The 534-nt window shown below is 67.2% G+C and carries 1 pseudogene; it reads left to right on the plus strand.

The features are described 5' to 3' along the window. Nucleotides 1–534, plus strand: a pseudogene (locus tag QHC67_RS18790) (hypothetical protein); the annotation flags it as partial.

A 534-nucleotide genomic window follows, 5' to 3' on the forward strand; every position in this document is an offset into this window, starting at 1 on the left:
TGGGCGCCAGCCCAGGCCGCGTGGCAGCGAGGCCAGAAGGTCGTTCGGCTAATCGGCTACGATGCCTCGCCTGCCGACACGCGTCGCTACGCGCATGCGTCCGCGTTGAACGATCCGCTGTTCGAGTGCCGCTATCCGCTGCGCGAGTGGAACTGGAGCCGCGACCGGTGCGCCGCGCGTATCGAGCAGGCCGGTCTTCCGATCCCTCCGAAATCGAGCTGCTTCTTCTGCGGGGCCATCCAGCCGGACGAAGTACGGGCGCTGCCAACCTGGTGCCTCAGGCTGATCGTGCTCATCGAGGCGCGCGCGGAACCTCGGCTGCGCACCGTCGAGGGGCTCTGGCGGCGTTCGACCAGGACGAAGCCCGGCAGGATCACCGACTTCATCCGCGGCGAGCGGCTGCTCCCGGCAGCCGAGATCGAAGCCATTCGCCGCGATGCGCCCACTAATCTCATCCGGTTCCAGGATGCAGCGAGCATCGTACCGCTTTCCGAGCGGCCGACGATGGAAGCCTGGATCGAGACCTTCAACGCT

Source organism: Sphingobium sp. (assembly GCF_033795625.1).
Taxonomy (GTDB): Bacteria; Pseudomonadota; Alphaproteobacteria; order Sphingomonadales; family Sphingomonadaceae; genus Sphingobium.